We start from the raw sequence: 23,914 nt of genomic DNA, 5'->3' as shown, positions 1-23,914 counted from the left end.
GGGTTCCCGTGACGGCAATGGCCTCCTTGTCACCTCTGCGGCCGGCCGGCGGGCGGCCGGTCGCGTACGACCCTAGCGGGCTCCCGGGTCAGACGCCCACGCGGAAGCGCGCGAAGGCCTTCAGCGTCACGCCGGCCTCGTCGAGCACCTTCTGCACGGTCTTCTTGGCGTCCTTGGCGAAGGACTGCTCCAGGACGACGTTCTCCTTGAAGAAGCCGTTGACGCGGCCCTCGACGATACGCGGCAGGGCGGCCTCGGGCTTGCCCTCCTCGCGCGCGGTGGCCTCGGCGACGCGGCGCTCGTTCTCCACCGTCTCGGCGTCGATCTCGTCGCGGGTCAGGTACTTCGGCGCGAAGGCGGCGATGTGCTGGGCGACGTCCTTGGCGGTCTGCGCGTCGGCCTTGTCCAGCTCGACCAGCACGCCGACCTGCGGGGGCAGGTCCGGGCTGGTGCGGTGCAGGTAGGAAGCGACGTAGGTGCCGGTGAACTGCGCGAAGCGGTCCAGCACGATCTTCTCGCCGAGGGTCGCGTTGGCCTCGTCGACGAACGCCTGCACGGTCTGGCCGGGCTTGATCTCCGAGCCGAGCAGCGCGGCGATGTCGGCCGGCTTGGTGGCGGCGACGTGGGCGGCGATGGCGTCGGCGACGGCGACGAACTTGTCACCCTTGGCGACGAAGTCGGTCTCGCACTTCAGCTCGACGAGGACGCCCTCGGAGTTGTCGGCGGCGATCAGGGACACCACGGCGCCGTTGGAGGCCGAGCGGCCCTCGCGCTTGGTGACACCCTTCTGGCCCTTGACGCGGAGGATCTCGACGGCCTTGTCCAGGTCGCCTTCGGCCTCGGTGAGGGCGTTCTTGCAGTCCATCATGCCCGCGGCGGTCAGCTCGCGGAGCTTCTTGACGTCAGCGGCGGTGAAGTTCGCCATGGGTCTGTTGTCTCTTCCCGAATGGTCGGTGGATCTACGGGTGGACGGCGGGGGCACAGGGCCCCCGCCGTCGTCACGCGTGGGGCCAGCGGCCGTGTCGGCCGGCCGGCCTCAGGTCAGGCCTGCTCGGCGTCGCCCTCGGTGGCCGGCGCGTCGGCAGCCGGCGCGTCCGCGGCCGGGGCCTCGGTGGCCGGAGCCTCGGTCGCCGGAGCCTCGGTGGCCGCGGCAGCGGGGGCCTCGGCAGCGTCGTCGGCCTTCTTCTCGCCTTCCAGCAGGTCGCGCTCCCACTCGGCCAGCGGCTCGGAGCCGCCCTCGGCCTTCTTGTCGCCCAGCGCGGCGCCGGAGCGGGCGATCAGGCCCTCGGCGACGGCGTCGGCGATCACGCGGGTGAGCAGCGTGACGGAGCGGATCGCGTCGTCGTTGCCCGGGATCTTGTAGTCGACCTCGTCGGGGTCGCAGTTGGTGTCGAGGATCGCGACGACCGGGATGCGGAGCTTGCGCGCCTCACCGACGGCGATGTGCTCCTTCTTGGTGTCGACGATCCAGACGGCGCTCGGCACCTTCTGCATCTCGCGGATGCCGCCGAGGGTCTTCTCCAGCTTGTCCTTCTCGCGGGAGAGGACCAGGAGCTCCTTCTTGGTCAGGCCGGACGCGGCCACGTCCTCGAAGTCGATCTCCTCGAGCTCCTTGAGGCGCTGCAGGCGCTTGTAGACGGTCGAGAAGTTGGTGAGCATGCCGCCCAGCCACCGCTGGTTGACGTAGGGCATGCCGACGCGCGAGGCCTGCTCGGCGATGGCCTCCTGCGCCTGCTTCTTCGTACCGACGAACATGATGGAGCCGCCGTGCGCGACGGTCTCCTTGACGAACTCGTAGGCGCGGTCGATGTACGACAGCGACTGGAGCAGGTCGATGATGTAGATGCCGTTGCGCTCGGTGAAGATGAAGCGCTTCATCTTCGGGTTCCAGCGGCGGGTCTGGTGCCCGAAGTGGACGCCGCTCTCCAGCAGCTCCCGCATCGTGACGACGGCCATGGCCGTACTCCTTGAAGTGCTCGGTTATCGCGACAGCCGGACGGCGGTCGCGCCTGACGCCCCGGCGCGCCGTGCCACGAGGGACCGAGGGGCGCGGCCACCGCCCCGGAGACGGGGGATGGTGGCGGGGCGTGCGAAGTCGACCCGGTGACCCGGATCGCCAGAGAAAGTGTACGGGACCCACGGAGCCTCAGGCGACACCCAGGTTATCCACAGGCCGTGACCATGATCATCTTTCGGCGGCCGGATGCGGGATCGTCGTGTCATGGCGTTCACGACAGTGTGGTTGACGATGGTGGCGGCGCTGCTCGCGGCGACGGGCGGGCCGCCGGGCGGGCCGTCCCCCGCGGTGCCGGGCGGCGGCCGCAGCTGGCCGGTGGCCGGGCAGGGGCCGCGCGGACGGCCGGTGGTGCTGCGGGTGTTCGAGGCGCCCGCGACGCCGTGGGGCGCCGGGCACCGCGGGGTCGATCTGCGGGCCGGACCGGGTGCGCGGGTACGGGCGGCGGCCCCGGGCGAGGTGGTCTTCGCCGGGCGGGTGGGCGGTCAGGGCGTGCTGGTGCTGCGGATCGGGCCGGATCTGCGGATCACGTACGAGCCGGTGCGTGCCGCGGTCGCGGTCGGCGCGCGGGTGGCGGCCGGGCGGCCGGTGGGCACGGTGGAGGGCGCGCTCGCGCACTGCCCGGGGGCCTGCCTGCACTGGGGGCTGCTGCGCTCGGGGCCGGGCGGGGACGTCTACCTGGATCCGCTGTCGCTGCTGCCGCACTGGATACGGCGCGGCGGGCCGTCGCGGCTGCTGCCCGTCGCCGGGGTCCCGGCGCCGCGCTGAGGGCGCCGGGCCGGGGTGGCGCTCGCGCGGGCGGCCGGGGTCAGCCGGTGACGCCGCGCAGGGCCATCGCGACGGCGGCGCCGGTGATCACCTCGGGGTCCTCGGCGGCACCGAGCTCGATACGGCGCACCGCGGCGTCGACGACACCCTGGAGCAGCATCGCGGCGAGCCGCGGCTGCGCGTGGCCGAGGTCGGAGAGGGCGGCGACGACCATGGCGACCAGGCCGCCGTGGGCGGCGCGGATCTTCTCCCGGGCGCCGGCGTCCAGTTCGCCCGCGGAGATCGCGACGACGGCGCGGTGCCGGCGGTCGCCGACCAGGGCGAGCTGGCTGCGGACGTACGCCTCGATGCGGCCCTCGGGCGGACCGGCGGCCTCCATCGCGGCCTCGACCTCGGCGGCCCACACCGGGAAGTCGACGGCGCACAGCTCCTCGACGACGGCGGCGCGGGAGCGGAAGTACTCGTAGACGGACGAGCGGGCGAGCCCGGTGCGCTCGGCGAGCGCGGGAAAGGTCAGCGCCTCCGTGCCGCCCTCGGAGAGCAGGGAGCGGGCGGCGTCCAGCAGGGCCCTGCGCTGCATCGCGCGGTGTTCGGCCACCGAGGCCGCTCGAATCCTGGGCATCCCTCCACTGTAGACAGTGGGGGTGCCCCGTCAGCGGCCGACGTCGGCGAGCTTTGCCCGCAGTTGAAGCACCGACTTGGTGTGGATCTGGCTGACCCGGCTCTCGGTCACGCCCAGCACCTGGCCGATCTCGGCGAGCGTCAGGCCCTCGTAGTAGTAGAGGGTGACGACGGTCTTCTCCCGCTCGGGGAGGGTGTTGACGGCGCGGGCGAGCAGTCGGCGCAGTTCGCGGTCCTCGGCGACCTCGACGGGGTTGTCCGCGCCGGTGTCCTCCAGGGTGTCGACGAGGCTGAGCCGGTCGCCGCTCTCCGCCCCGACGTGCAGCAGCTCCTCCAGCGCCACCACGTTGGCCAGCGACAGCGCGCTGAAGACGCCGTGCAGCTCCTCCAGTCCGACGCCCATCTCCGCGGCGACCTCCGGCTCGCTCGGGGTGCGGCGGAGCTTGGCCTCCAGGGTGGCGTAGGCGCGCTCGACGGCCCGAGCCTTCTGCCGCACCGAGCGGGGGATCCAGTCCAGGGCGCGCAGCTCGTCGATCATGGCGCCGCGGATCCGGGTGATGGCGTAGGTCTCGAACTTGATCGCCCGGTCCGGATCGAACTTCTCGATCGCGTCGATCAGCCCGAAGACCCCCGAGGACACGAAGTCGGCCTGCTCCACGTTGGCCGGCAGGCCCACGCTGACCCGGCCGGCGACGTATTTCACCAGCGGCGAGTAGTGCAGGATCAGCTGCTCGCGCAGCCGCGCGTCCCCCGTGGACTTGTAGGTCCGCCACAGCTCGTCGAGCGACGTCGGGGCGGGGGGCCGAGCGGTGGCGGGGGCGGTGGTCGCGGCCGTCGCCCGTTCGGACCCGGGGGTGTGCTGGGGCATGCGTCGTTGTGAGCCGTTCTGCCGTGACGTGGACGGGGAATCGAGCCTCCGAGAGCGTAGCGTGACCATAGTGTCGCTCATTGCTACATCCCCCGTCGGGAACATGCGCAGATACGTTCCTCTATGGCCACGCGGACCCCGGGCCGACTGCGGCCCCCGGCACGGTTGCTCCGGAAGACCCGCACCGGACATGATGGGCCGCCGCCGTGGCCCGAGTGCCGCTCCTCGCAATCAGGCCAGGTCACAGGCGTGCGGTGTCACCTGATGGTGTGCCGCCGGCGTCAACCGGTGTGCTCCTCCGGGCTGTCGCGTGCGGTACGGACCAACTGCCACTTCCCGTCCAGCCGTTCGACGAAGCCGAGCGCCTGCAATTCGACGAGCCTGCTCAGCGTGTCGTCGCAGGAGGCCCCGGCCGCCTCGGCGATCTCCCGCTCGTCCGCGGCGCCCCGGCCCGGCATCGCCTCCAGCACCCGGGCCGCCGCCGCACCGAGCAGATCACGTGGCAGCACCGGTCCGCGCCGCGGCGGGGCCAGGTCGGCGCCGATCTCGCCGACCAGCTCCACGACGTCCGCCGCGTCCGTCACCACCACCGCACCGTCCCGCAACAGCTCGTGCACCCCTTCGGACAGCCCGCTCGTGCACGGCCCCGGCACCCCCATGGTGATCCGCCCCAGCGCCGCCGCCCGGCGCGCGGTGATGAGCGAGCCGCTGCGGTAGCGGGCCTCGACCACGACCGTCCCCCGCGTCAGCGCGGCGATCACCCGGTTGCGCAGCACGAAGCGGCTCCTGGTCGGGTGGTCGCCGGGCGGCAGCTCACCCACCAGCAGGCCGCGCTCGGCCATCCGCTCGATGAGCCCGGCGTTGCGTGGCGGATACGCCACGTCCACCCCGCAGGCCAGCACCCCGACCGTGGCGCCTCCCGCACCGAGCACCGCGCGGTGCACCGCGCCGTCCACCCCGTGGGCGGCGCCCGACACCACGACCCAGCCCGCCTCCGCCAGGCCCGCGCCGAGCCGGGACGCCATATGGGCCCCGTAGTCGGTGCAGGCCCGCGCGCCGACCACCGCGACCGACCGCAGCGCCCACAGCCGCAGCGACGGCCGCCCCCGCACCCACAGCCCGAACGGGCGCTGGAGTCCGAGGTCGTCCAGCTGGCCCGGCCAGTCACCGTCGGAGGGGCAGACGAACCGCGCCCCCGCCCGGTGCGCGGCCGCCAGGTCCGCCAGCGGGTCGGCCCTCGCCGCCCGGCGGGCGTACCGCGCGGTGCGCTCCGCGCTCGCCCCCGGCAGGGTCTGCCCGGCGCGGGCGGCGCACAGCGCGGCCTCGGCCCCGCGGTCCCGCAGTGCCCGCCCCATCACCTCGTCCCCCGGGTCGGCGATCCTGGTCAGCGCGGCCCGAGCCAGCCGCTCCCCCCACGCGGCTCCCACAGCGAGCCCGGCGACCACCGACCGGGCCCCGACCGCCCCGCCCCCTCCGTCCGCGCCTCCCGAGGGAGCCCCGAGGGCCATGGCGTCCGGCTCGCCCATGCCACCCACGGCGGCCGGCCCGTACCGCGCGCCCCCGCCGTCCGGAGCAGCCCTCGCCCCCACCGCGAGCCCGGTCCGCGGTGCCTGCCGGGCCTCCCGGTCCCCCGTTCCCTCCTCGTACACCGCACGCAGCGCCGCCTCGTCCGGCGGGCCGGGCGGCGGGACCGGCGGCATCAGGAGCTCCCGGCGGGGGCCAGGCCGTGGCTGACGCCCGTCCGCAGTTGCAGGGCCGTACGGACGTCCTCGGCGTCGGGGCGGGGGTGGCCCGCCAGGTCGGCCAGCGTCCACGCGACCCGCAGCACCCGGTCCAGGCCCCGCGCGGTGAGCAGACCGCGTTCCATGTCGCGCTCGGCGGCGTGCAGTGCGCCGGGCGCGACCGGCCAGCGGGTGCGCAGCTCGTGCCCGGGGACGTCACCGTTGGCCCGCCAGGGCGTACCGGCGAGGCGGACGGCTGACCGCGCCCTGGCCTCCCGTACCCGGGCGGCGACCACGGCGGTGCTCTCCCCCGGCCCGCGCCCGATTAGGTCGGAGCGGCCGACCGCCTCGACGTCCACCCGCAGATCCACCCGGTCCAGCAGTGGGCCGGAGAGCCTGCCCTGGTAGCGGCGCACCGCGGTGGGCGAGCACTCGCACCCGGCCCCCAACATCGAATACCGCCCGCACGGGCACGGATTCGCCGCGAGCACCAGGGTGAAGCGGGCCGGCAGCCGCATCACCCCGGCCGACCGGGCCACCACCACATGGCCTGACTCCAGCGGCTGCCGCAGCGCTTCGAGGGCCTTCACGGTGAATTCGGGTGCTTCGTCAAGAAAGAGCACCCCTCGGTGGGCCAGCGAGACCGCTCCCGGCCGCGGCAGCCCGCTGCCCCCGCCGACCAGGGACGGCATCGTCGCCGAGTGGTGCGGCGCGCAGAACGGCGGGGTGTCCACCAGCGGCCGCCCCGCGGGGAGGATGCCGGCCACCGAGTGGACGGCCGTGACCTCCAGCGACTCCTGCCGGGTCAGCGGCGGCAGGATGCTCGGCAGCCGCTCGGCCAGCATGGTCTTGCCCGCCCCGGGCGGCCCCTTCAGGTAGAGGTGGTGAGCCCCCGCCGCGGCCACCTCCAGGGCGAGCCGGGCGGCGCCCTGCCCCGCCACGTCGGCGAGGTCCAGCCCCGCCGACGCGCCGGTCCCCGCGTGGTCGGAGCCGCCCAGGCTCACGGCCAGCCCGGAGCCGACCCCGGCGCCCGGCACGGTCAGCCCGGCGAGCATCGGGTCGGGACGGCCCTCGCCGGGCAGCGTCCCGTCCTCCTCCTCCGGGACCGGCTCGTCGTTGAGGACCGCCACCAGCTGCCGCAGGCTGCGCACCCCCAGCACGGCGATCCCCGGCACCAGCGACGCCTCCGCCACCGTCCGCTCGGGCACCACCACCTGCCGGTACCCCGCGTCGGCCGCCGCGAGCACGGCGGGCAGTACACCCCGCACCGGGCGCACCCGGCCGTCGAGCCCCAGCTCCCCGATCATCATCAGGTCGGCGATGGCGGACGGCGCGATCCGCTCGTTGGCGGCGAGCAGCGCGCAGGCCACCGCCAGGTCGAAGCCGGAGCCGCCCTTGGGCACCGACGCGGGGCTCAGGCCCACGGTGAGCTTCTTCTGCGGCCAGATCTCACCGCTGTTCACAAGCGCGGCGCGCACCCGGTCCCGGCTCTCGACCAGGCTCTTGTCAGGCAGGCCGACCAGGGTGAAGGCCGCGACGCCCGGTTCGAGATCGGCCTGGACCTCGACCACCACTCCCTCGACACCGACCAGCGCGACCGAACACGTACGGGCGAAGCCCATCACGCCACCCCCCGCACATGGTCGACCTCGGGTGCTCCGCGGTCGGGGAGGACCACACCCACCAGGTCGATCCGGACCCCGCCCGGCGGTGCCCCGCCGTGCTCGGCGGTCCAGCACTCGGCCAGCGACCGCAGCCGGGTCAGTTTGGCCGCCGACAGGGCCTCCCGCGGGTGCTGGAAGGGCCCGGCTCGCCGGGTCTTGACCTCGCAGACCACCAGGGCGTCGCCCTCGGCCGCGAGGATGTCGATCTCACCGCTGCGGCCGTGCCGCCAGTTCCGCCCGATCACCCGCAGGCCCGCGGCCTGCAACGCCCGCACCGCGACGTCCTCGCCGTAGCGCCCCAGCGCACCTCGTGCGTTCATGAGTACCACCTCCGTCACCGACTGTGACAGAGAGTGGCCCCCCGAAGATGATCTTGATCCCCGCCCTGTGGATAACTTCCCGCGAACGCCCCCCGACGGCCGCTCCGGGCCACCTCAGCCGCCGAACCCCGAATCGTCCGAGGGCAGGTCCAGATCCGCCTTGTTCAGCTCCTCGATGTTCACGTCCTTGAACGTGAGGACCCGCACCTGCTTGACGAACCGGGCCGGGCGGTACATGTCCCAGACCCACGCGTCGGCCATCGAGACCTCGAAGAACACCTCACCCTGCACCGAGTGCACCTGCATCTCGTAGTCGTTGGTGAGGTAGAAGCGTCGCTCGGTCTCGATCACGTACTTGAACAGCCCGACGACGTCGCGGTACTCCCTGTAGAGCTTCAGCTCCATCTCGGTCTCGTACTTTTCGAGGTCCTCGGCGCTCATCGTGTGTTCCCCTTCAGCCGTACGTGCACCCCATTGTGCGTCACACGCTCCCACGACACCGCGGGACTTTCCCGCACAACCGAAGCGGACGCCGACGCGGACACCCCAGCGGACACAGCCGCCGGCACCGACGCCGATGCGATCACGGTCACGGTCATCTGCGCCTCAGCAGCTTGGCCAGCGGGTCGTAGGCGGCGCCGCCCAGGATGAACGCCACCCCGACGATCGCCGCGACCACCAGCATGCCCAGTGGCCCCCGCCCGGGGGAAGACCCGCCCGGGACGGCGTGGAACGCCGAGGTGCGGTGCAGCAGGCCCATCCGTGACGACGGCCAGGCGATCCCGTCCACCCGGGCCTTCACGTCGCTCGCCGGGACCGCGCCGCCCTCGGCGTCGGCCAGGTGCAGCCGGGAGTCCTCGGAGACATCGCGGTTGTCGCCCAGCAGGAAGAGCATTCCGGCGGGCACCTTGGTACGGAAGGAGTCGAGGGAGGCGCGGTCCTGGCCGTCCTTGCCGGAGGGCGCGCCGCCGTTGAGGTACGTCTCGTCGACCGGTGTGCCGTTCACCAGCAGTCGCCCCTGCGGGTCGCAGCACTGCACGGTGTCGCCGCCGACCCCGACGACCCGCTTGACCAGCGGCTGGCTGCCCCACAGCTTGTCCTGGAAGACGACCACGTCACCGCGGCGCACATCCGAGCCGGAGATCTTCTGCGCCACCACCTTGTCGCCCGGCTGGACCGTCGGGACCATCGAGGAGGTCGGCACGGTGTAGGGGCGGTAGACGAGCGCGCCCCACACGCACGAGCCGATGAAGAGCACGCTGCCGACGGCGATGACGATGCCGGACACCCGGTGCCCGATCCCGCCACCGCCGCCGGACGTGCTCCGCCGTGCGGTTCCGCTTCGCGTGGTGCCGGCCAGCGCACCGCTGCTGCTGCTCATGGAGCCGAACCCTACCCGGCGGTACGTCCCCCGGTCAGCTGTCTTCCGGCGTGCGGTCCGCAGCACCCGCGGCGCCGTCGCCACCCGCCGCACCGTCCGGACCGCCGTCGGCGGCCACCGGCGCGCCCGCGGCGAGCAGCTGCCGGCGCCTGCGCCACATCACCAGGGGCAGCGCGCCCGCCACGCCTGCCGCCGCGGGAGCGGCGGCACCGGCCGCCGAGATGCCCGGCTGCGAGAAGGTGGACGGGATCGACAGCCAGTCCCAGCGGTTGACCGGCCATGCCACAACGATGGCGCGGCCGACGACGTACTTGTCGTCGACGAAGCCGTGGCTCGGCTGGTCCATGTGGAAGCGCGAGTCCAGCGAGTCCTGCCGGTGGTCGCCCATGACCCAGATGTGGTTCTTGGGCACCGTCACCTTGAAGGGCTTGTCGGGGCTGCACGGGGTGTTGCCCGGGAAGACGTACGGCTCGTTCAGCGCCTTGCCGTTGACCGTCACCGGGCCCGTCCCGCTACAGGACACGGTGTCGCCGCCGACGCCGATCACCCGCTTGATCAGGTCCTTCTCGTCGGCGGAGGGCATCAGGCCGATGAAGCTGAGACCCTTCTGGAGTCCGCGCACCACCACGTTGCTGCTGGGCTGGGGGTTCTCCGGCAGCCAGCCGCCCGGGTCGTGGAAGACGACGACCTGGCCGCGGCTCGGCTCGGAGCCGAACCACGGGGTGAGCTTGTCGACGAGCACCCGGTCGCCCTGCAGCAGGGTGTTGTTCATCGAGTCGGACGGAATGGAGAAGGCCTGCACCAGGAAGGTCTTGATCAGCAGCGCCAGCACCAGCGCGATGCCGATGAGCAGCGGCAGTTCCTTCCAGAACGACCGCGGCCGCGCCGGTGCGCCGCGCCCGTGCCCGCCGGTCTCGCCGTCGCCTCCGCTGCGGCCGTCACCGCCGTCGCCGCCGTCACCGTCCGCCGGGTCCGGGTCGGCGGGCCCCACCGGGCCGACCGGCTCGCCGCCGGTCATGGCCGGGTAGCCGGGTCCCGCGGGCATGGCTCCGGGTACTGCGCCGCCCGCGCCGCCAGGCAGGTCAGCGCCGGGCGTCATGCCCGGTCCCGCCGCCGGAGCGGACGCCGCGCCGGATCCGTCGGCGTACGGCACTCCAGCCCCCGGGAAGGGGGGCGTGCCGGAACCGTCGGCGTACGACGGCCCGGCCGCGGAGCGTCCAGGGACCGCGGCATCCGCTGCCGACGCGTCGGCCGGGGGCACCGCGGCGTCCCGTTTCTCGGGCTCGCCGGGTCCAGATCGCGCGCCGACCACCAGGTCCCCCACATCCACTCCTCACTCTGGAACGCCGCCCGCCGCGCCGCCGGCGCAGCACTGTCGCACCCATAACGAGTGACAGTTCCGCGGGGGTCGCGAGCTGGTCCGTTCTTGGACCGTTCTTGGCCGAGCCCACATTAGTGGTCGCGGCTGTGTCCGCCGTCGTCGTAGAACCGGGGTCCCCGACGCCGGCGAACGTGTCCGGCTCCTTGAGCCGTTGCCAGTGGCCGATCGGCCAGCCGATCACGAAAGCCCGTCCGACCACCAGACTCTCCGGAATCGTGCCGCCGCCGGGCTGGTCGGTGTGGAAGCGGGAGTCGGCGGAATCCGAGCGGTGGTCGCCCATGACCCACAGCCGCCCCTTGGGCACGTGGTCGGTGAATTTCATCAATGAGGGTGGATTACCCGGGTACAGATAGGGCTCGTCGATGGGCGTGCCGTTGACGAGCAGCCGCCCCTGCGGGTCGCAGCACTCCACCGTGTCGCCGCCGACGCCGATGACCCGCTTGATCAGATCCTGCTCGCCGCTGGCCGGCAGCAGCCCGATGAACGTGAACACCTGCTTGACCTGCTTGACGACCACCGGGTCGGACTTGGGCTGCGGCTCGCCGTTCAGCCAGCCGCCGGGGTCCTTGAAGACGACGACGTCGCCGCGGTGCGGTTCGGCGCCGAACCACGGGGTGAGCTTGTCGACCAGCACCCGGTCGCCGATCTTGATGGTCTGCTCCATCGAACCGGACGGGATGACGAACGCCTGCACCAGGAAGGTCTTGAGCACCAGCGCGATCACCAGCGCCACCAGGACCAGCAGCGGCACCTCGCGCACCAGCGAGCTGCGCCGCCTGCGGGCCACCTTGCGGGCCAGCCGCCGCCGCTCCACGCGGGTGCTGCCGGACAGCCGGGGCGGCTCGTCGCCGTCGGCGCCCTCCGGGCCCTCGACCGGCTCGGGGGCCGTGTCCACCGTGCCGCCGAACAGTGTCCGGCGGCTCTTGCCGCGGTTACCCATGCGCGCCGGCCGGGGCGGGCACGTCGGAGAACGTCGCGGGGCGGCGCAGCCGGGTCCAGTGGCCGACCGGCCAGGCGATCCAGTCGGCGCGGCCGATCACCCGGCCGACAGGGACGGTGCCGCCGCCGGGGTCGCCGAGGTGGTCCCGCGAGTCTCGGGAGTCGTCGCGATGGTCGCCCATCACCCACAGCTTTCCGTCCGGCACCACGATGTCGAACCGTACCTGGGAGGGCGTGTTACCGGGATAAAGGTAGGTCTCGTCGAGCGGGTGGCCGTTGACCAGGATCCGGCCCTGCGCGTCGCAGCAGGTGACCCGGTCGCCGCCGACCCCGATCACGCGCTTGACGTAGTCCGTGCCGGGCTGCTGGGTGAAGGAGCCGTCGCCGTCGAACACGATCACGTCGCCCCTCCGCGGTGTGCCGCCGAAACGGTACGCGAGCTTGTCGACCAGCACCCGGTCGCCGATCCGCAAGGTGCCCTCCATCGAGCCGCTCGGCACCTGGTAGGGCCGTACCACGAAGGTGGTGACCAGCAGCATCGCGCACACGCCCGCTGCCGCGAGGAGGATCGTACGCCGCCACTCCGCCCACAGGGCAAGCAGCGTGCGCGCCCACCTGCCGCCGGACACAGCGGAACGCGACCGCTCCTCCGTCTCCGCCTCGTCGGCGTCGGGGGAACAGTCGCGTTCCGGTGGTGTCACATCGGTGTCCATCGGGGCCAGAGCCTATCCGGCCGCCGCGGACGGCCCGCGGCGCGCTCAGTTCTCGCGCTTCTCCTTGATCTTCGCGGCCTTGCCGCGCAGCTCACGCAGGTAGTAGAGCTTGGCGCGGCGGACGTCACCGCGGGTCACGACCTCGATCTTCTCCACGATCGGGGTGTGCACGGGGAAGGTGCGCTCGACGCCGACGGAGAAGCTGACCTTGCGGACGGTGAAGGTCTCGCTCACGCCCGCGCCCTGGCGGCGGATGACGACGCCCTTGAACTGCTGCACACGGGAGCGGTTGCCCTCGATGACGCGCACGTGGACGTTGACGGTGTCGCCGGGGCGGAAGGCGGGGACGTCGGTGCGCAGCGAGGCGCTGTTGACGTCGGCGATCAGGTTGGCCATGTCGGTGTCTGCTTCCTCGTCGATGCCACAGGTCATCGGCGGAACATCAAGTCGGATGAGATGGTTCGCGGCCGGTGGAGGCGGGCGTCGTTCCCCCTGTGGCAGGGGCGCGCGCAGGACCGGCAGCAGCCGCTCATTCTTCCATGACGTGCGGGCTCGGCCCAAATCGCCCGTCCGGGCCCTGCTGCCAGCCCAGGATGCTGAGCATCTCGCGGTCCTTCTTGTCGAAGGCCGCCGGGTCGCAGCGCCGGATCAGGTCGGGGCGGTGGGCGACGGTTCGGCGCAGCGCCTCGTCCCGCCGCCAGCGGGCGATCCTGCCGTGGTGGCCGCTGAGCAGCACATCGGGGATGCCGCGTCCGCGCCACTGCGGCGGCTTGGTGTAGACGGGGCCCTCCAGCAGGTCGGCCATGGCGCCGGGGGCGAAGGAGTCGTCCCGGTGCGACTGGGCGTTGCCGAGGACGCCGGGCAGCAGCCGGGCCACCGCCTCGGTCACGACCAGCACCGCGGCCTCACCGCCGGCCAGCACGTAGTCGCCGATGGAGACCTCGTAGACCGGCATCCGGGTGCGGTACTCGTCGGTGACGCGGGTGTCGATGCCCTCGTAGCGGGCGGGCGCGAAGATCAGCCAGGGGCGGGCGGCGAGTTCACCGGCGAGCTGCTGGGTGAAGGGGCGCCCGCTCGGGGTGGGGACGACGAGGGCGGGACCGCCGGCGCCCGCCTCGTACCCCGCGGCCAGGGTGGAGTCGAGTGCCTCGCCCCAGGGTCCGGTCATCATGACCATGCCGGGGCCGCCGCCGTACGGGGTGTCGTCGACGGTGTTGTGCCGGTCGTGGGCCCAGTCGCGCAGGTCGTGCACGCGCACGTCGAGGCGCCCGGCGGCGCGGGCCTTGCCGACCAGCGAGACGTTCAGCGGCTCCAGGTACTCGGGGAAGATCGTGACGACGTCGATCCGCATGTCAGCCCTCGTCCTCCGCGTCCTCCGAGGCCCCTGAGCCCGGCTCGTCGTCGAGCAGGCCGGGCGGTGGGTCGATGACCGCGCGCTGCTCCTCCAGGTCGATCTCCGGCACGATCTCGGTGACGAAGGGCACCAGCACCTCGCTGCCGTCCGGCCGGGCCACGACCAGCAGGTCCTGGTAGGGCAGGTGGCTGATCTCGCTGATCCGGCCGATCTCGCGGCCGTCGGTCGTGACGACGTCCAGGTCGATCAGCTGGTGGTCGTAGAACTCCTCCGGATCCTCCGGCGTCTCCTCCGGGTCGACCTCGGCGATCAGCAGGGTGTTGCGCAGCGCCTCGGCGCCGTTGCGGTCGCTGACGCCCTCGAAGCGCAGCATCAGCCGCCCGCTGTGCACCCGCCCGGTGGCGATGGTCAGCGGACCCGCGGCGGCCGGGTCGGTGGCGAGGACGGCACCGGGCGCGAGCCTCAGCTCGGGCTCGTCGGTGCGCACCTCCACGCTCACCTCGCCCTTGATGCCGTGGGCGCGGCCGATCCTGCCGACTACCAGCTGCATGGAGCGCTTCACCTCTCGTGCGTGGCTCTGGGGCCGTGCCCGCCCCTTCGGTGGCCGGGCGGGTACGTGAGACGGCTCGGGCCGGGAGCGGCAGCGCCACCCCCGGCCCGAGCCGGTGTTTCGTGCGGTACGGCGGGCGGTCAGCGCACCTGGTCGACGTCGACCAGGTCGACGCGGATGCCGCGACCACCGAGCGCGCCCACGACCGTGCGCAGCGCGCGGGCGGTACGGCCGTTGCGGCCGATCACCTTGCCGAGGTCGTCGGGGTGCACCCGGACCTCCAGCACGTTGCCGCGGCGCAGGGTGCGCATGTCGACCTGCACATCGTCGGGGTTGTCGACGATGCCCTTCACGAGGTGCTCAAGAGCCTCCTCAAGCACGCTCAGGCCTCGGTGGACTCAGCCGCGGCCGGGGCCTCGGCGGTGTCGTCGGCCTTCTTGTCGGCCTTCTTGGCCTTCGGCGTGATCGCCTCGCCCTTGGGCTCGTCGGCGGTGTCCTTGGCCGCGGCCTCGAACAGGGCGCGCTTGTCGGCCTTGGGCTCCGCGACCAGCAGCGGCGCGGGGGCCTCCAGGCCCTTGTACTTCTGCCAGTCGCCGGTGAGCTTCAGAATGGCGAGCACCGGCTCGGTCGGCTGGGCGCCGACGGAGAGCCAGTACTGCGCGCGGTCCGAGTCGACCTCGATACGCGACGGGTTCTGCACCGGGTGGTACAGACCGATCTCCTCGATGGCCCGGCCGTCACGGCGGGTACGGGAGTCGGCGACGACGATGCGGTAGTGAGGCGAACGGATCTTGCCCAGACGCTTCAGCTTGATCTTGACTGCCACGGGAGTGGGTTCTCCTGGTTTTTGACGTGTTTGGGCACGACGAGCTTCCACGTGGGGTTGCGGGAGTCGGGCGCCCGGTGGACGCGTCAGCCGAAGGAGAGAGGGTTCCTGCACGGCTGTCGAGTTCTCAGCTGGCCATTCTGCCACACTCAGGCGGCGCCCACGACCTCGGGGATCCGGAAGGGCTGCCCGCACGCACCGCACATGATGGGGGCCTGGGCCAGCACGGACGGCACCACCCGGACGTTGCGCCCGCAGTCGCAGACCGCCTTGACCCGGACGCCGCCGCCCGACGAGCCGTGCCGCGCGGCGGGGCCGCGGAAGGAGCGCGCGGTGTCCGCGGTCGTCGCCACGGTGTGCGCCTTGAGGGCGCGCTGCAGCCGCTCGATGGTCGGCCGATATCGCTTACGGGTCTCCGGGCGCATGACCACGAGGGAGAAGCCGCTGCTGGGGTGCGGCTCGTCGGCGTGGTCGAGGCCCATCTCGTCGGCGATGGCCAGGAACCGGCGGTTGTGGTAGCGGCCCGCGCGGGAGGTGTCACGGATGCCGCGGGCGGCGGCGATGCCGTGCACGGCCTCGTGCAGCAGCCTCTCGAAGGAGAGTTCGGTTCCGCACGCGGACGACGACTCTCCGATCAGGGATTCGGGGGCGGCCAGATCGGGCAGCTCGGGGTGGTGCCGTTGAATGTCGGCCCAGGCGACTGCCAGCTCGGCGGCAAGGACAGGTGGTGTCGTGCTCACGCCGTGACAACGAGCCGGGTGCTCCCGGTGTTCCTATTCCGGGCCAGCCCAATTAATTTGCACTGATCGGTCAGTTCCGGTTGATGTGCGGATGATGACGGATGATGCGCATGGGATGGGCATGACGAGGGGCGGGTGCGGCGGACGGTGAGGAACCCGCGCACCCGCCCCACGGACGGACGAACCACGTATTACGTACGTGCGTTTTCGGTCAGCGGACGCTAGTAGGCCCGCGCCACGACCGCGAGCGCCCCCGGAGTGTCGTCCGCGTCCGGCACCCCGCCGTCCGCAGCGACCAGGCAGCGCACCGAAACGCCCTGCTCGGCGAGCTTGGCCTCGCCCTCGGGACCGAGGTCGGCCCACGGGATCCGGGCCCAGCCGGTGGCCGCGGCCTCGGCCGCCTCGTCGATGCCGGTGACGTCCACAGTGCGGGATTCCCGGCGCTCGCGGGACTCGCGCAGCAGCTGCGCCTGGTCCTCCTCCAGCAGTCCGGGCAGCAGCGCGGCGAGCGCGTCCAGCGCGACCGGCTCCTTGCCGCCGGGGATGCGGCGGGCGAGCATCGCGGTGCCGGCCTCCAGGTCGCGCGGGCCGATCTCGACCCGGGCCGGGACGCCCTTGAGCTCCCAGTCGACCGCGCGGCGGCCGAACGGGGTGTCGGTGCGGTCGTCGACGACGACCCGCAGCCCGGCGGCCGTCAGCTTGTCGCCGACCTCGCGCACCTTCGCCACGACCGCGTCGTCGCCCTTGATCGCCAGGACCACGACCTGGACCGGCGCCAGCCGCGGCGGCACCCGCAGGCCGTTGTCGTCGCCGTGCATCATGATGAGCCCGCCGACCATGCGGGTGCTGCTGCCCCACGAGGTCTGCCAGACGTGCTCCTGCTCGCCGTCCGCGGACAGGTACTGGGTGTGGAAGGCCTTCGCGAAGTTCTGGCCCAGCTCGTGGCTGGTGCCCATCTGGAGGGCCTTGCCGTCGCCCATCATGCCTTCGAGCGTGAGGGTGTTGATGGCGCCCGCGAAACGCTCCTTGGCCGTCTTGCGGCCCAGGACGACGTCCATCGCCAGCACGTTGGTCATGAAGTCCGCGTAGACCTCGCGGTGGATGCGCGCTGCGTAGTCCCGCGCGTCCTCGTAGGTGGCGTGGGCGGTGTGGCCCTCCTGCCAGAGGAACTCGCTCGTGCGCAGGAAGAGCCGCGGCCGCATCTCCCACCGCACCACGTTCGCCCACTGGTTGATCAGCAGCGGCAGGTCGCGGTAGCTCTGCACCCACTTGGAGAAGTACTCGTTGATGATCGTCTCGGACGTGGGGCGCACCACGACCGGCTCCTCCAGGTCCTTGCCGCCGCCGTGCGTGACGACGGCCAGCTCCGGCGCGAAGCCCTCGACGTGCTCGGCCTCGCGGGCCAGGTAGGACTGCGGGATGAAGACCGGGAAGTACGCGTTCTGCGCGCCGGCCTGCTTGATGCGCGCGTCCATGTCCTGCTGCATCCGCTCCCACAGGCCGTAGCCGTACGGTCGAATGACCATGGTGCCGCGGACCGGGCCGTTGTCGGCCAGCTCTGCCTTGTTGATCAGGTCCTGGTACCAGCGCGGGAAGTCGTCCGCCTGGGGGGTGAGAACGGGAGCCTTTGCCATGGAGGCGATGGTACGGGGCGAGGCCGCCGGACTCCGAATCGGTTACGGGCGCGGGGCCGGGCGTGGAACGGGTCGAAAACGCCTCCGCACGCCCCTGGACGGCGCCCGCAAACAGCAGTTGTCTGGCTGTCGGGGAAGCGTGCGGCACACATTCCCACGGGGGCTCACGGCGGAACGCGGCTGATTGGGGCTTCGATGGCACCTACCCTCTATCGCGGATCCAGGCCTGCGAAGGCGCACACCGACCGGGCACGCGACTGGGCCGAGATCCAGGAGCGCATGCTCGTACCGCTCTACGACGCCGTGCACGAGCGGCTCGGCGTCGGCCCCGGCACCCGGCTGCTGGCCCTCAACTGCGGCTCGGGGCTCGCCCTGCTGCTCGCGGCGGCCCGCGGCGCCTCGGTCACCGGGTACGACACCGACCCCGCCCGGCTGCGGCTGGCCCGCGAACGGCTCGGCACCCTGCGGACGGACGCACCTGGTGCGGAGGCGCGGCAGACGGCCGGGGCGGCACATACTGCCGAGCCGACACCTACTGCGGGTCCGGCACATACTGCGCGTCCGTCGCACGGTGCCGGGCCGTTCCGGCTGCACCCCGGCGCGCCGGACACAGCCGGGCTGCGCGACGGTGGCTACGGCGTGGTCACCGCCCTCGACCCTGCGGTGCCCGCCGCGGCGTTACGCCCCGCGCTGGCCGCCGTCGCCGCCACCGCGCGCAGGGGCGGCGCCGTGGTGCTGGCCGGGTGGGGGCCGCCCGAGCGGTGCGCGGCCGCGGCGGTGCTGCGGGTCGCGACCCGGCTCGCCGAACGGGGCGGCGGGTCCGGTACCGGCCCGGAGCCGCGGCTCAGCGGGCGGGACGACCTGGAGGAGCTGGCCGCCGAGGCGGGGCTGCGCCCGGACGGCTCGGGACGGGTGGCCTGCCCGTTCGGCTACCCGGACCGGAACGCGGCGGTGCGCGGGCTGCTCTCGACGGGGCTGTTCGACGCGGCGGTGGCCGCGACCGACCCGCAGCAGGTGGAGAAGGAGCTGGCCGAGGCGCTGCACCCGTACCGGCGCCCGGACGGCTCGGTCCGGATGGACAACGTCTTCCGCTACCTGGTGGCCCGGACCTGACCGCCGGGAATTCGGTGGCCGCCGGGCGCGGTGTCCGGGAGGGTGAGGGCATGTCCGCCACCGTGCCCGACTCCCCCGCGCCGCTGCTGCCCGGCGCCCCCGTCACCGTCCGGCTGGTCAAGGCCAGGCGGGAGAAGGTCCGCTATCCCGCGACCGTCACCGCCGACGACGGTGTGCGGGTGACCGTCACCGCGCCCTGGTCGCTGCCGCACGTCCGCGACTTCGGCTTCGTGACCTTCGCGCCCGGCGACGTCTTCACCGAGCACTACTGGCGCGACCGCTGGTTCGCCGTCAAGGAGGTGCGCGGCCCGCAGGGCGGGCTCAAGGGCTGGTACTGCGACATCACCCGCCCGGTGGCCGTCGCGGGCGGCGAGCTGACGTCGGAGGATCTGGACCTCGACCTGTGGGTGTCGGCCGACGGCGGCACCGTACTGCGGCTGGACGAGGACGAGTTCGCCGCGAGCGGCCTGGCCGCCCGGGACCCGGACGCGGCGGGGCGGGCCGCCCGCGCGCTGGACGAGCTGGAGGCGCTGGCCCGCCGCGAGGGCGGGCTCGCATCCCTGCTCGGCTGAGGCCCGCGGCCGGGCGCAGCGGCGCAGGCGGGCGGCCCGGGGCGGTTACAGCCCCGGCCACTCCTCGGCGGTCAGGGCGAAGCGCTCGTGGTCGCGCCAGGCGTCGTTGATGTAGAGCATCCGCGGCGAGAAGCCCTCGTGCCGGAAGCCGAGCCGCTTGGCCATGGCGACGGAGCGGACGTTGTCCGGCTGGGCGCTGATCTCCAGCCGGTGCAGCCCGAGGCCGCCCTGCGCCTCCGCGGTGAAGCAGCGGTCGACGACCTGGAGCAGGCCCTCGGTCATCCGTCCGGTGCCGTTGTACGGCACATAGCTGTCGTAGCCGAGGGCGCCGTTGCGGAAGCGCGCCAGCACGATGTTGGCGACGTTGCACTTGCCGACGATGCCGCCGTCCTCGTCGTCGAGGATCAGGAACGTGCGCAGCCCGGGGCCCTGCCGCCGCAGCAGGTCCGGCAGGCTGTCCGGCTCCACCGGATTCCACGGGCTGAGGTGCTCCACCGAGCGCAGCACCGCCGCTCGGTGGGCCTCGACGTCACTGGGCCTGGGCTCTCTGATCGATACGCGCATGCGTCCATCATCCCCGGCCCCGCCCCGCTGCCGGGCTCAGCCCATGAACTTCTTGAACTCGTCGGGCAGTTCGAAGTCCTGGCCGCCGCCCGGCAGGCCGAACGGGCTGTCGCCCTGGCCCGCGCCCTGGCTCTGCTGCTCCTCGCGGCGGGCGGCCGCGGCGGCCTCCTCGGCCTTGCGCTTCATCGGGTTGCCGGACTGCCGGCGGCCCTTGGCCTGCTTCTGCTGCTTCTTCTGCCGCCCGGGGCCGCCGCCCATGCCGGGGATCCCGGGCATGCCCGGCATGCCGCCGCCCTGCGCCATCCGCGACATCATCTTGCGGGCCTCGAAGAACCGCTCGACCAGGCTCTTGACAGCGCTGACCTCGACACCCGAACCCTTGGCGATACGGGCCCGGCGCGAGCCGTTGATGATGTGCGGGTCGGCGCGCTCGCCCGGCGTCATCGACTTGATGATCGCGGCGGTGCGGTCCACGTCCTTCTCGTCGAGGTTGTTGATCTGGTCCTTGATCTGGCCCATGCCCGGCAGCATGCCGAGCAGCTTGGAGATCGAGCCCATCTTGCGGACCTGCTCCATCTGGGCCAGGAAGTCGTCGAGCGTGAACTCCTTGGGGCCCTTCGCCAGCTTGGCCGCCATCTTCTCGGCCTCGGCCTGGCTGAAGGTCTGCTCGGCCTTCTCGATCAGCGACAGCACGTCGCCCATGCCCAGGATCCGGGACGCCATCCGGTCCGGGTGGAACGCGTCGAAGTCGTCCAGCTTCTCGCCGTTCGACGCGAACATGATCTGCTTGCCGGTGACGTGCACGATCGACAGGGCCGCGCCGCCGCGCGCGTCGCCGTCGAGCTTGGACAGCACCACGCCGTCGAAGCCGACACCGTCGCGGAAGGCCTCCGCGGTGTTGACCGCGTCCTGGCCGATCATCGCATCGACGACGAAGAGGATCTCGTCCGGGCGGACCGCGTCGCGGATGTCCGCGGCCTGCTGCATCAGCTCCTGGTCGACGCCGAGACGGCCGGCGGTGTCGACGATCACGATGTCGTACTGCTGCGTCTTCGCGTACGCGAGGGAGTCCTGCGCGACCTTGACCGGGTCGCCGACGCCGTTGCCCGGCTCGGGCGCGTAGACCGCGACGCCCGCGCGCTCGGCGACGACGCTGAGCTGGTTCACCGCGTTGGGCCGCTGGAGGTCGCACGCGACCAGCAGCGGGGTGTGGCCCTGGCCCTTGAGCCAGCGGCCGAGCTTGCCCGCCAGGGTCGTCTTGCCCGCGCCCTGGAGGCCCGCGAGCATGATCACCGTCGGGGGCTGCTTGGCGAAGCGCAGCCGCCGGGTCTCGCCGCCAAGGATGCCGACGAGTTCCTCGTTGACGACCTTGATGACCTGTTGCGCCGGATTGAGCGCCTGCGACACCTCGGCGCCGAGGGCGCGCTGCTTGACGTTCGCGACGAAGGCGCGCACCACGGGCAGGGCGACGTCGGCTTCCAGCAGCGCGATACGGATCTCGCGCATCGTGGCGTCGATGTCCGCCTCGGACAGCCGGCCCTTGCCCCGGAGGTTCTTGAACGTCGCTGCGAGGCGGTCGGAGAGCGTATCGAACACGGTGGCTGCAGATCCTCGGGTCAGGGGGCGGGAGACGATCGCCTTCCAGGGTATCCGGCCCGGACGGCATCGAGCCCTCGCCCGCCGGATTGGGACGGGCGAGGGCTCGCGCGGCGGCTGCTCAGCGCAGCGCCGCCTCCAGCTGCCGGGCGGTCTCGGCCGCCCGGTGCGGGGGCAGCGCCTTGCCGTCCTTGCCGACGACGTAGAAGGCGTCCACCGCGTTCGCACCCAGTGTGGAGATCCGCGCCGAGCGCACGGTGACGCCGGTCGCGGCCAGGGCGAGGCCGATGCGGTGCAGCAGGCCCGGGGCGTCGTGGGCGCGGACCTCGATCACGGTGGCGGTCTGCGAGGTGTCGCCGGGCGCCACCGTGACCCGGGGCGGCGGCGGGGTGATGCCGCGCCGCCGCGGGTAGGCGGCCTCCCGCTCGGCGAGCCGGGCCTCGATGTCGAGGGTGCCCTCGAACGCGCGGGCCAGGTCCGCGCGCAGCCGGGCGGCCTCCGGCAGGGCGCCGTACTCCGCCGAGACGCGCCAGGTCAGCAGGGCGATCTGGCCCGCCCCCACCGGATCGACGGCCCGCAGGTCCGCCGCCCGCACGCCCAGCCGGTGCAGCGCCAGCACACCGGCGGCCAGGGCCAGCAGCGCGGGCCGGTCGGGTACGGCCAGCAGCAGTTCCACGCCCAGCGCCTCGTGCGGCGCCTCGCCCTCCGCGTCGGGCTCGGCGTGCGCGCGCAGCGCCAGCACCGGGCCCCCGGTGCGCGCGGCCTCGACGGCGAGCCGTTCCTCCTCGGCGGTGCTCTCGCGCTCGGCGGCCTCCGGGAGCGCCCCGGTGTCCAGCGCGCCCGCGACCCGGTCGACCAGTTCGGCGAGCAGCGAGGCCCGCCAGGTGCTCCAGGCGGCGGGCCCGGTGGCGAGCGCGTCGGCCTCGGTGAGCGCGGCGAGCAGTTCCAGGGTGGAGGTGTCGCGGACGGTCTCGGCGACCGCGCGGACGGTCTCCGGGTCGTCCAGGTCGCGGCGGGTCGCGGTGTCGATGAGCAGCAGGTGGTGGCGGACCAGCAGGGCGAGCGTCTCGGCGTCGGCGGCGGGGAAGCCGATACGGGTGGCGACGTCGCGGGCGATGACCTCGCCCGCCTCGCTGTGGTCGCCGGGCCAGCCCTTGCCGATGTCGTGCAGCAGCGCCGCGGTCAGCAGCAGGTCCGGGCGGCCGACCCGGCGGGTGAGCCGGGCGGCCTGCACCGCGGTCTCGACCAGGTGCCGGTCGACGGTGAAGCGGTGCACGGCGTTGCGCTGCGGGCGGCAGTGCACCCGCTCCCAGTCCGGCAGCAGCCGGGTGACCAGGCCTTCGGCCTCCAGCGCCTCCCACACCTGCACGGTGGACTCCCCGGCCCCCAGCAGCGTCAGCAGCTGCTCACGGGCCTCCGCGGGCCACGGCACGGGCAGCGGCCGCGCGGCGGCGGCGAGCCGCCGTACCGCGTGCGGCGACAGCGGCAGGCCCGCCTGGGCGGCGGCCGCGGCGGCGCGCAGCGGCAGCACGGGGTCGCGGTCGGGCTTGGCGGCGAGCGCGAGCACCGCCTCGCCCTCCTGCTCCACGACGCCCTCGGCGAGCGGCACACGCTCGGGCACGCCCGCGGCGGGGGTGGTCCGGTTGCGGCCGAGCAGTCTGCGGCGGGGCCGGGACTCGCGGGCCTTGAGCACCCGGGCGACCTCGCGCCAGGTGACGTCGGAGGCGTAGGAGATGCGCCGGGCGGCCTCGTAGACCTGGCGCAGCAGCGCGTCGGCGTCCAGCAGCCCGAGGGCGGCGGCGACCTGGTCCTGCTCCTGGAGGGCGAGCCGGTCGGTGGCGCGGCCGGTGACGAGGTGCAGGGCGTCACGGGTGTCGAGCAGCCGGGTACGGGCCTGCTCCAGGCCGTCGCGGGGAGCGTCGGCGAGCCAGGAGGCGGCGACGGCACGCAGCGCGGTGGCGTCCCGTAGGCCGCCGCGGGCCTCCTTGAGGTCGGGTTCCAGCAGGTAGGACAGCTCGCCCTGGCGCTCGGCCCGCTCCTGGCACAGCTCGCGCAGCGCGGGCAGCCGCTTGGGGGCCTGGTTGCGCCAGTCGGCGAGCACGGTGCTGCGCAGCGCGGAGCCGAGCGCGGGGTCGCCGGCCAGGTGGCGGGCGTCGAGCAGGCCGAGCTGCACCTTGAGGTCGTCGGCGGCGGCCTTGCGGGCCTCGTCGGGGGTGCGCACGGAGTGGTCCAGCGCGAGGCCGAGGTCCCACACCGGGTACCAGAGCCGGTCGGCGAAGGCGCCGACCGAGCGTTCGGAGTCGTGCAGCAGCACCAGGTCCAGGTCGCTGCGCGGGGACAGCTCGCCGCGGCCGTAGCCGCCGACGGCGAGCAGTGCCCAGCCGGTGGCGCCGGAGGCCTCGGCGGCGGCGCCGGCGAGCCCGGCGAGCCAGCGGTCGGTGAGGGCCGCGAGCTCGGCGCGGCGCGGCGGCCCGGACCGCGCCTCCTGGGTGAGGAGGCGCAGCCGGGCCGCCGCGTAACTGTCGTCCTGCGCTTCGACGCTGTCGGTCACTCGTTCTCCAGCGCTGGTTCGGGG

The 23,914-nt window shown here is 73.4% G+C and carries 25 protein-coding genes; 3 read left to right on the top strand and 22 right to left on the bottom strand.

Going from position 1 to position 23,914, the window contains the following annotated elements; translation table 11 throughout:
• Positions 1-88: 88 nt before the first annotated feature.
• Together tsf and rpsB are read right to left on the bottom strand one after the other, a co-directional pair.
• The gene (gene tsf, locus ACWERV_RS14260; protein WP_452932680.1) at positions 89-925 is read right to left on the bottom strand and encodes a translation elongation factor Ts; all 837 of its coding nucleotides are present in this window, start codon (positions 923-925) and stop codon (positions 89-91) included.
• Positions 926-1,041: 116 nt separating this feature from the next.
• Positions 1,042-1,956, bottom strand: coding sequence for a 30S ribosomal protein S2 (rpsB, locus tag ACWERV_RS14255; protein ID WP_452932678.1), 915 nt, complete (start codon positions 1,954-1,956; stop codon positions 1,042-1,044).
• Positions 1,957-2,221: 265 nt separating this feature from the next.
• Here rpsB and ACWERV_RS14250 point away from each other — a divergent pair, with 265 nt between their 5' ends.
• Positions 2,222-2,782, top strand: coding sequence for a peptidoglycan DD-metalloendopeptidase family protein (locus tag ACWERV_RS14250; protein ID WP_452932676.1), 561 nt, complete (start codon positions 2,222-2,224; stop codon positions 2,780-2,782).
• A 40-nt stretch (positions 2,783-2,822) separates the two neighbouring features.
• On the opposite strand, the gene ACWERV_RS14245 is transcribed toward ACWERV_RS14250, so the two are convergent.
• The 17 genes from ACWERV_RS14245 to proS form a co-directional block, all read right to left on the bottom strand.
• Positions 2,823-3,380 (bottom strand): TetR/AcrR family transcriptional regulator, encoded by a 558-nt coding sequence (locus tag ACWERV_RS14245; RefSeq protein WP_452932791.1) that lies wholly within the window; start codon positions 3,378-3,380, stop codon positions 2,823-2,825.
• A gap of 54 nt (positions 3,381-3,434) precedes the next feature.
• On the bottom strand, positions 3,435-4,271 hold the full coding sequence (gene whiG / locus ACWERV_RS14240) for an RNA polymerase sigma factor WhiG (protein WP_031519070.1): 837 nt from the start codon (positions 4,269-4,271) through the stop codon (positions 3,435-3,437).
• Between the two features lie 281 nt (positions 4,272-4,552).
• A complete protein-coding gene (gene dprA, locus ACWERV_RS14235) occupies positions 4,553-5,797 on the bottom strand; it encodes a DNA-processing protein DprA (RefSeq protein ID WP_452932789.1) in 1,245 nt (414 codons plus the stop codon).
• 173 nt (positions 5,798-5,970) lie between these two features.
• Positions 5,971-7,614 (bottom strand): YifB family Mg chelatase-like AAA ATPase, encoded by a 1,644-nt coding sequence (locus ACWERV_RS14230; RefSeq protein WP_452932674.1) that lies wholly within the window; start codon positions 7,612-7,614, stop codon positions 5,971-5,973.
• Positions 7,614-7,976, bottom strand: a complete 363-nt coding sequence (locus ACWERV_RS14225; protein WP_398186721.1) for a YraN family protein — start codon at positions 7,974-7,976, stop codon at positions 7,614-7,616. Before ACWERV_RS14225 ends, ACWERV_RS14230 begins: the two co-directional genes overlap by 1 nt.
• A gap of 114 nt (positions 7,977-8,090) precedes the next feature.
• Positions 8,091-8,417, bottom strand: coding sequence for a DUF2469 domain-containing protein (locus ACWERV_RS14220; protein WP_398186724.1), 327 nt, complete (start codon positions 8,415-8,417; stop codon positions 8,091-8,093).
• Positions 8,418-8,571: 154 nt separating this feature from the next.
• Complete coding sequence (lepB, locus tag ACWERV_RS14215; RefSeq protein ID WP_452932671.1) at positions 8,572-9,357, bottom strand: signal peptidase I; 786 nt, start codon at positions 9,355-9,357, stop codon at positions 8,572-8,574.
• A 34-nt stretch (positions 9,358-9,391) separates the two neighbouring features.
• Positions 9,392-10,402: a signal peptidase I gene (gene lepB, locus ACWERV_RS14210; RefSeq protein ID WP_452932669.1), complete on the bottom strand. Its 1,011-nt coding sequence runs from the start codon at positions 10,400-10,402 to the stop codon at positions 9,392-9,394.
• A gap of 37 nt (positions 10,403-10,439) precedes the next feature.
• The gene (lepB, locus tag ACWERV_RS14205; RefSeq protein ID WP_452932668.1) at positions 10,440-11,678 is read right to left on the bottom strand and encodes a signal peptidase I; all 1,239 of its coding nucleotides are present in this window, start codon (positions 11,676-11,678) and stop codon (positions 10,440-10,442) included.
• On the bottom strand, positions 11,671-12,390 hold the full coding sequence (gene lepB, locus ACWERV_RS14200) for a signal peptidase I (protein ID WP_452932666.1): 720 nt from the start codon (positions 12,388-12,390) through the stop codon (positions 11,671-11,673). The genes lepB (ACWERV_RS14205) and lepB (ACWERV_RS14200) overlap by 8 nt, the downstream gene beginning before the upstream one ends.
• 45 nt (positions 12,391-12,435) lie before the next feature.
• On the bottom strand, positions 12,436-12,786 hold the full coding sequence (gene rplS, locus ACWERV_RS14195) for a 50S ribosomal protein L19 (RefSeq protein WP_398187093.1): 351 nt from the start codon (positions 12,784-12,786) through the stop codon (positions 12,436-12,438).
• Between the two features lie 133 nt (positions 12,787-12,919).
• A complete protein-coding gene (gene trmD, locus ACWERV_RS14190; RefSeq protein WP_452932664.1) occupies positions 12,920-13,741 on the bottom strand; it encodes a tRNA (guanosine(37)-N1)-methyltransferase TrmD in 822 nt (273 codons plus the stop codon).
• Between the two features lies 1 nt (position 13,742).
• Positions 13,743-14,294: a ribosome maturation factor RimM gene (gene rimM / locus ACWERV_RS14185; RefSeq protein ID WP_452932663.1), complete on the bottom strand. Its 552-nt coding sequence runs from the start codon at positions 14,292-14,294 to the stop codon at positions 13,743-13,745.
• A gap of 140 nt (positions 14,295-14,434) precedes the next feature.
• A complete protein-coding gene (locus ACWERV_RS14180; protein WP_031519041.1) occupies positions 14,435-14,674 on the bottom strand; it encodes an RNA-binding protein in 240 nt (79 codons plus the stop codon).
• 2 nt (positions 14,675-14,676) lie between these two features.
• Positions 14,677-15,120, bottom strand: coding sequence for a 30S ribosomal protein S16 (gene rpsP / locus ACWERV_RS14175; protein ID WP_452932661.1), 444 nt, complete (start codon positions 15,118-15,120; stop codon positions 14,677-14,679).
• A 149-nt stretch (positions 15,121-15,269) separates the two neighbouring features.
• Entirely contained in the window at positions 15,270-15,860 is a 591-nt protein-coding gene (locus ACWERV_RS14170; protein ID WP_398186749.1) for a hypothetical protein, read from the bottom strand.
• A gap of 221 nt (positions 15,861-16,081) precedes the next feature.
• A complete protein-coding gene (gene proS, locus ACWERV_RS14165; RefSeq protein WP_452932659.1) occupies positions 16,082-17,494 on the bottom strand; it encodes a proline--tRNA ligase in 1,413 nt (470 codons plus the stop codon).
• Positions 17,495-17,689: 195 nt separating this feature from the next.
• Between proS and ACWERV_RS14160 the strand changes: the two genes are divergently transcribed.
• Positions 17,690-18,607 carry a class I SAM-dependent methyltransferase gene (locus ACWERV_RS14160; RefSeq protein WP_452932657.1) on the top strand — a complete coding sequence of 306 codons (918 nt, stop codon included), beginning with the start codon at positions 17,690-17,692 and terminating at the stop codon, positions 18,605-18,607.
• Between the two features lie 50 nt (positions 18,608-18,657).
• Positions 18,658-19,179 (top strand): DUF402 domain-containing protein, encoded by a 522-nt coding sequence (locus ACWERV_RS14155; protein WP_452932655.1) that lies wholly within the window; start codon positions 18,658-18,660, stop codon positions 19,177-19,179.
• A gap of 45 nt (positions 19,180-19,224) precedes the next feature.
• On the opposite strand, the gene ACWERV_RS14150 is transcribed toward ACWERV_RS14155, so the two are convergent.
• The 3 genes from ACWERV_RS14150 to ACWERV_RS14140 all read right to left on the bottom strand — a co-directional run bounded on the left by ACWERV_RS14150 (position 19,225) and on the right by ACWERV_RS14140 (position 23,890).
• Positions 19,225-19,743 (bottom strand): GNAT family N-acetyltransferase, encoded by a 519-nt coding sequence (locus ACWERV_RS14150; RefSeq protein WP_398186760.1) that lies wholly within the window; start codon positions 19,741-19,743, stop codon positions 19,225-19,227.
• Between the two features lie 36 nt (positions 19,744-19,779).
• The gene (ffh, locus tag ACWERV_RS14145; RefSeq protein WP_398186763.1) at positions 19,780-21,339 is read right to left on the bottom strand and encodes a signal recognition particle protein; all 1,560 of its coding nucleotides are present in this window, start codon (positions 21,337-21,339) and stop codon (positions 19,780-19,782) included.
• A gap of 121 nt (positions 21,340-21,460) precedes the next feature.
• Entirely contained in the window at positions 21,461-23,890 is a 2,430-nt protein-coding gene (locus ACWERV_RS14140; protein WP_452932653.1) for a [protein-PII] uridylyltransferase, read from the bottom strand.
• Positions 23,891-23,914: the final 24 nt, after the last annotated feature.

This window comes from Streptomyces sp. NPDC004031 (genome assembly GCF_053604375.1).
The sequence above is the reverse complement of the archived record's forward strand: the minus strand, read 5'-3'. Positions and strand labels throughout refer to the sequence as shown.